The sequence below is a fragment of the Microbacterium sp. zg.Y909 genome, assembly GCF_024626565.1.
On sequence record NZ_JANJFJ010000296.1, the window covers coordinates 1 to 5491 of the forward strand.

Below are 5491 nucleotides of genomic sequence, written 5' to 3' on the forward strand. Positions count from 1 at the left end.
TCAGGCCTGAAGCGTTCGCGTGCCGGAGGCCGCGACGACGTTCGCAGCGGTCGTCCGGCTCAGTTCCATGGGCACGATTCTAGTGGGGTGCGCGGACCGCGATGATGGATGCCGTGAAGCTCGCCGTCATCGGTGCCGTTCTCCTGCTGCTCGGCGGGGCCGCAGTCGCGGTCGGCGTGCTCCCGGCATCCGATGCGCTGGCGGTCGCCGACCGCGTCTGGCCCATCCTGCTGTTCGTCGTGGCGGTGACGATCGTGGCCGAGCTCGCCGCGTCGGCGGGCGTGTTCGACGTGGTGGCGGCGCGGCTCGCACGCCTCGCTCGCGGACGCACGATCGTGCTGTGGCTCGCCGTGGTCGGGCTCGCCGTCATCGTGACGGCCTTCCTCTCCCTCGACACGACGGCGGTGCTGCTCACCCCGGTCGTGGTGGCCGTCGCGCGGGCGAACGGACTCGCCCCGCTGCCCTTCGCCTTCACGACGGTGTGGCTGGCCAACACCGGTTCGCTCTTGCTGCCGGTGTCGAACCTCACCAACCTGCTCGCGGCGCATCGCATCGGGACCGGTGGTCCGGGTGACTTCGTGGCGCTCATGTGGCCTTCGGCGCTCGTGGCGGTCGTCGTGACGGTGCTGCTGCTGCTCGTCGTGCACCGGCACGACCTGCGAGGGCGCTACACGCCGTCCCCGGCGCCCCGGGTCTCCGACCCGGTGCTGCTGCGCGCGGCATCGGTGATCGTCGTCGTGCTCCTGCCGATGCTCGTCTCAGGTCTGCCGCCGTGGCAGCCCGCCCTGGCCGCGGCGGTCGCTATCGCCATCGTCCACGGCTGGCGCAATCCGCGTGCGCTCGGGCTGCGGTTGCTGCCATGGCAGTTGGTCGTCTTCGCCTCGGGGCTCTTCCTCGCCGTCGGCGCGCTGCAGTCCTGGGGCGCCGCCGAGCTGCTGCGCCCCGTGGTGGGGGCGGGCGACGGTGTCGTGGAGCTGCTGCGGGTCGCCGGTGCTGGGCTCATCGCCGCCAATGCGATCGACAACCTGCCCGCGTACCTGGCGCTGGAATCGGTCGCCGACTCCCCCGCGCGTCTGGGCGCTCTGCTGGTGGGCGTGAACGCGGGGCCGCTCGTGACGCCGTGGGCGTCACTGGCGACCCTGCTCTGGCACGAGCGCCTGCGAGCGGACGGCATCGACGTGCCATGGCGCCGTTACATGTTGCGCGGAGCCGTGGCGGCGCCGGTCATCGTCGGGCTCGCGGTGCTGCCGCTGGCGCTGTAGCGGGGCTCAGGAGTCCTGGCGGCGGGCCGTGCCAGGCGCGTGCACCATCAGGGCGAGGGCCAGCGAGACGGCGATGACGCCGGCGGCGAAGATGAACCCGCTGGGGTCGGAGTCGATCGCGAACGACAACCCGAAGAGGTAGAAGCCGAGAAGAAACAGCACCACGTACAGCGCGTACAGGATGAACATTCACTACCTCCGTGGGATTGCGGTCCCTTGATCGTAGCCAAGTCCCGCAGCGCGCGAGATCTGCTAGCGCTCCCCCACCGTGATGTCGACCTGGATCTCGCCGGCGAGTTCTTCCAGCGCGGACACGACGGTGGCGACCTCGACGCCGGTCGGGACGCGCGCGTCGACGGTCGCCTCGAAGAGCGTGCCACCCGCCATCGGCGCATCGAGGGTGTCGCTGGTGAACATGTCGATGCTGAGGCCGAGCGCGGCGAGCGTCGCGGTGACGTCGCGGACGATGCCGGGGCGGTCGTTGCCCAGCACGCTGAAGGTGACCCGACTGCCGCTGTCGGCCGACGATGCTGCGGCATCCACGGGGGCGTGTGCCGTGACGCGCAACAGGCCGTCGAGACCCCGCAGGGCCGAGGTGAGCGCCATCTCCTGGGCGTCGGGAACGCTGACCATGACGACGCCCGCGAAGGCGCCGGCGAGCTCGGCCAGTTCGCTGCGCTCCCAGTTGCCGCCGTGCGCGGCCACGACGTCAGCCAGCGCGCGGACGAGTCCGGCGCGGTCATCGCCGACGACGGTGAGGACGAGGTGAGCCATGCGGTGAGCCTATCCCCCGCCGGCATGGCTTCCGGGTCGGTCTGCCCGGAGTGACTCTCGCAGCGGCATCGGCTCGGTAATGCCGTAGATGTGCACCGCGCCGGCTCCGCCGGCGAACAATCCGCCGACCTCGTCGATGGGCGGCACCGGGAGGATGTCCACGGTCACCTGCGGCGGAGGCGCGAACGTGGCATCCATCGCGCCCGGCGCGTTCTCGTCGGGGAGAAGCGGTCCGGTGCGCACCCGCGCCAGCTGGGTATGCGCGGCGTGCGCCGGGCTTGCAGAGTCGACATAGTCGGCATAGACGCACTCCACGCCCGCGACCACGCCCTGCCGACGCACCCCCTCGGTGCCCAGGTCGCCCAGCGGGTACTGGCCGTCGCAGTTGAAGGCCCAGCCCCCGGATCGTGCGGCGACGGCAGGGGCGTGCAGCTGCATCCCGCATGACGGCACGAGGTGCAGGTCGAGGCCGTCGTCGGGCCGAGGCCACGGACTGCGTGCGCTGCTCTTCCGCAGCCGGCGGTCGGCGTGGTCCAGGCACACCTCCACCGCCACGTTTACTGCTGTGCGGTCGCCCGGTACCGCGAAGATGGCGTGGGGATCGGAGGCGTGGGTCTTGAAGTCCCCGGCGGAGAGATCCAGCCTGGGGTAGGTCGCCATCGCCTCGGTGACAACGGGTTTACCGGCGGTCTCCCAGAGGAGGAAGTCCTCGTGGGAGTCATAGTGCTTCTGGGTCGTGAATGCGCCCGCCCCGAGCGCTGAGACGATGCCGTCGACCGGGGTGGAGCTGATCACCAGGCCGCGGTTGCGCACCTGCACCAGCGGATACGCGTGGGCGCTTCTGATGAAGTCGACCATCATGTCGAAGATCACACCGCGCATGACCCCGGACGACCGCCGCCAGGCCTCGCCGAGGTGACGCACGATGTCGGTGCGGGTGCGCGCGTCGACGGAGTCGAGGACCGCATCGATGTCGGCGACCTCGGCGGTGACCACCGAGCCGAGCACCAGGAGGAAGTGCGGGTACTGCGATGCGGGGAACTGCTCGCTGAGCACCTCGAGGACGATCTCGGCCGGGTCGCGTCCGCCGGGGGTGGATACGTAGGGACCGAGGGGCCCGTGCCAGAAGAACTCCGGCGCCACGAAGACGTTCAGCACGGAAGGGTCACCGAGATCGGGCAGGGCGCCACGGGTCAGGTCCACCGCGGCCTTCATGACCGCCGCGCGGCCGCGCACGTCGGCGAGGAGGTCATCGGCTGCCCGGTAGGTGCCCGCCATCGCGCCCCGGCCGCGCTGGTCGCCGAACGCGATGATGTCGGCCGGCGTGGTGGGTATCGCGTACCCCGCGAACCTCACCTTTTCGTAGGCAGGGGTCCTCATCGCCCGGACAGTACACCCGGGGTCCGGGGCTCGCCAGGGTGCGCGCCTGACGGGGAGGGCAGGCGGGATGTCACGATGGGCGCATGTCCTTCACCGTCCGTGAACCTGGCCGTGCGGATGCCGGGGCGCTCGCCGCCCTGCACGTCTCGACCTGGCAGGAGACGTACAGCCGGCTCCTCCCCGAGGGCTTCTTCACCGACGCGTTCGCCGACGGCCGGCGACGGATGTGGGAGTACCTTCTGGCTCAACCCCGACCGGAACACGCGGTGCGCGTCGCCGAGCTCGACGGCGCCCTCATCGGCTTCGCGTGGATCGGCCCCGGCCGCGGCGAGCCCGACGAGGCGCCGCCGCGCGAGCACGAACTGTGCGCGATCTACGTCGCCGCCGCGCATCACGGATCCGGTGTCGGGCAGGAGCTGCTCGATGCGGCCCTGGGGGCATTGCCCGCCTCGCTCTGGGTGGCGACGCAGAATCCGCGCGCCATCGCGTTCTACCGTCGCAACGGCTTCGCGTTCGACGGGGTGGAGAAGACGGACCCGGCGATCCCCGGCATCACCGAGGCGCGCATGCTCCGCTGAGTGGCACTTAGGTACGCGCGGTGTCGTTTTCGGGACGATTACTTCTGGCCCGCGCGCAACAGCGCCCCGGACCAGAAGGAATCCGGTGCGGGGCGCTGTGATGTTCGCTCAGCCGTTGAGGTTGGCGATGGCGTACTCTGCTTCCTCCGCCGTGAACCGCTCCCCGTACTCGCTCGTTAGCTGGTCGCGGATCGCGTCCGGCGACATCGCCATCTCGTTCTGGTACACCCGGGCCTTCTCGAGCGCGTTGGCGTTCCAGTCGGCGACGACATTGTCCACGGCGTACTGAGCGGCCTCGGCGGAGAACTTCTCCCCATACTCGCTGGTCAACTGTTCATACAGCATGGCTCTGCTCATCGACATCATGTTTGCGTACATGTCCGCCTTCACCATCGCGGACGCGTACTCAGCGGGCACCGCAGGCTCCGGTGCGGGCGCAGGCGCAGCTTCCTCCTCCGCTTCCGCGGCCGGCTCATCCTCCTCGGCGGCGGGCGCGGGCTCCGCTTCCTCCGGCTCTGCCGCGGCCGGCCCCGCCGGCACGGACGCGACCACCGCGGCGCTGGTCGCTGCGGCGATACCACCGCTGACCATCCCGAGCACCAGCAGCACAGCGGTGATGATCCACGCGAGCTTCTTGTGCTGGTCGTACCCGGCCAGGGGCAGGCCATGCTTGTCCTTCTGGTTGCCGGTGAGGACGAGGATGATGTCCACCAGGGCCCAGATGCCGAACCCGCCGAGGGTCAGCAGCTTCAGCACGCCGGTGCCGATCTTCCCGAGGTAGAACCGGTCCACGCCGAGCCCACCCAGCAGGTAACTGAGGACCCAGGTGACCACGAAGCTCTTCTGCGATGTGAGCGGGCCGTTCTGCGGAGGCGGAGGTGCGTACGGGTACTGCATGGTGGGTGCTTGGGACATCGTTGCTCCTTGAGCGCTCAGTGGCTGAGGCAGGTTCGGCCTGCTGGCCTGACCTGTGCCCTGCGGCGTGCGCCATCGTCGTCACGTGCAGAACCAGCAGTCCTGCACGCGGCGCGCGCAGGACTGGATACTCCCCAGGAGGGCCCCCAGGCCCTCACTTGAACACACTGCCGCACCCCTCCGACATCGCACCAGCACCAATCCAGTAACGGAGCGCGCAACGGCACCGGCCGGTAACGGGCACAGCAGACGCGCCGGCTGGGCAAGGACGTGTACGTCGGTCATCTCGATGCGAAGAAACTCCGGCCCCACACGTGGGCGCCCGAAGGATGCCGGCGTCCATGTCCCGGCGGCTAGCGATGATGGTGCAGCCGAGGTGGGCAGGCCCCGAGAACGGAGGGCAACGGCCGACGCCAGAAACAAGAAAACCCCCGGTAAGCCGGGGGTTTTGTCTTGTGCGCGATACTGGGATCGAACCAGTGACCTCTTCCGTGTCAGGGAAGCGCGCTACCGCTGCGCCAATCGCGCCCGTAAGGGCTGTTCAGTTCTGAGTGGAGGTGGCGACGGGATTCGAACCCGTGT

General features: G+C 69.8%; 6 protein-coding genes and 1 tRNA gene. 2 read left to right on the forward strand and 5 right to left on the reverse strand.

Features of this window, described 5'->3' with window-relative positions; translation table 11 throughout:
• The first annotated feature begins 104 nt into the window (after positions 1-104).
• A complete protein-coding gene (locus tag NQ160_RS17510) occupies positions 105-1262 on the forward strand; it encodes an SLC13 family permease (RefSeq protein ID WP_257516428.1) in 1158 nt (385 codons plus the stop codon).
• Positions 1263-1268: 6 nt separating this feature from the next.
• Here the strand turns inward: NQ160_RS17510 and NQ160_RS17515 are convergent, their stop codons facing one another.
• The 3 genes from NQ160_RS17515 to NQ160_RS17525 form a co-directional block, all read right to left on the reverse strand.
• On the reverse strand, positions 1269-1451 hold the full coding sequence (locus NQ160_RS17515) for a hypothetical protein (RefSeq protein WP_257516203.1): 183 nt from the start codon (positions 1449-1451) through the stop codon (positions 1269-1271).
• A gap of 63 nt (positions 1452-1514) precedes the next feature.
• On the reverse strand, positions 1515-2036 hold the full coding sequence (locus NQ160_RS17520) for a glycine cleavage system protein R (protein WP_257516424.1): 522 nt from the start codon (positions 2034-2036) through the stop codon (positions 1515-1517).
• A 9-nt stretch (positions 2037-2045) separates the two neighbouring features.
• The gene (locus tag NQ160_RS17525) at positions 2046-3416 is read right to left on the reverse strand and encodes a hypothetical protein (protein ID WP_257516425.1); all 1371 of its coding nucleotides are present in this window, start codon (positions 3414-3416) and stop codon (positions 2046-2048) included.
• A gap of 83 nt (positions 3417-3499) precedes the next feature.
• On the opposite strand from NQ160_RS17525, the gene NQ160_RS17530 reads away from it, so the two are divergent.
• Positions 3500-3994, forward strand: coding sequence for a GNAT family N-acetyltransferase (locus tag NQ160_RS17530; protein ID WP_257516426.1), 495 nt, complete (start codon positions 3500-3502; stop codon positions 3992-3994).
• A 108-nt stretch (positions 3995-4102) separates the two neighbouring features.
• Here the strand turns inward: NQ160_RS17530 and NQ160_RS17535 are convergent, their stop codons facing one another.
• The gene (locus NQ160_RS17535) at positions 4103-4909 is read right to left on the reverse strand and encodes an Ltp family lipoprotein (protein ID WP_257516427.1); all 807 of its coding nucleotides are present in this window, start codon (positions 4907-4909) and stop codon (positions 4103-4105) included.
• Positions 4910-5365: 456 nt separating this feature from the next.
• Positions 5366-5437, reverse strand: a tRNA-Val gene (locus tag NQ160_RS17540).
• Between the last annotated feature and the right edge of the window lie 54 nt (positions 5438-5491).

Bases quoted from the DNA above. Each gene is read 5' to 3' on its own strand.
- NQ160_RS17510 (WP_257516428.1), top strand. From the start codon at position 105: ATGGATGCCGTGAAGCTCGCCGTCATCGGTGCCGTTCTCCTGCTGCTC.
- NQ160_RS17515 (WP_257516203.1), bottom strand. From the start codon at position 1,451: ATGTTCATCCTGTACGCGCTGTACGTGGTGCTGTTTCTTCTCGGCTTC.
- NQ160_RS17520 (WP_257516424.1), bottom strand. From the start codon at position 2,036: ATGGCTCACCTCGTCCTCACCGTCGTCGGCGATGACCGCGCCGGACTC.
- NQ160_RS17525 (WP_257516425.1), bottom strand. From the start codon at position 3,416: ATGAGGACCCCTGCCTACGAAAAGGTGAGGTTCGCGGGGTACGCGATA.
- NQ160_RS17530 (WP_257516426.1), top strand. From the start codon at position 3,500: ATGTCCTTCACCGTCCGTGAACCTGGCCGTGCGGATGCCGGGGCGCTC.
- NQ160_RS17535 (WP_257516427.1), bottom strand. From the start codon at position 4,909: ATGTCCCAAGCACCCACCATGCAGTACCCGTACGCACCTCCGCCTCCG.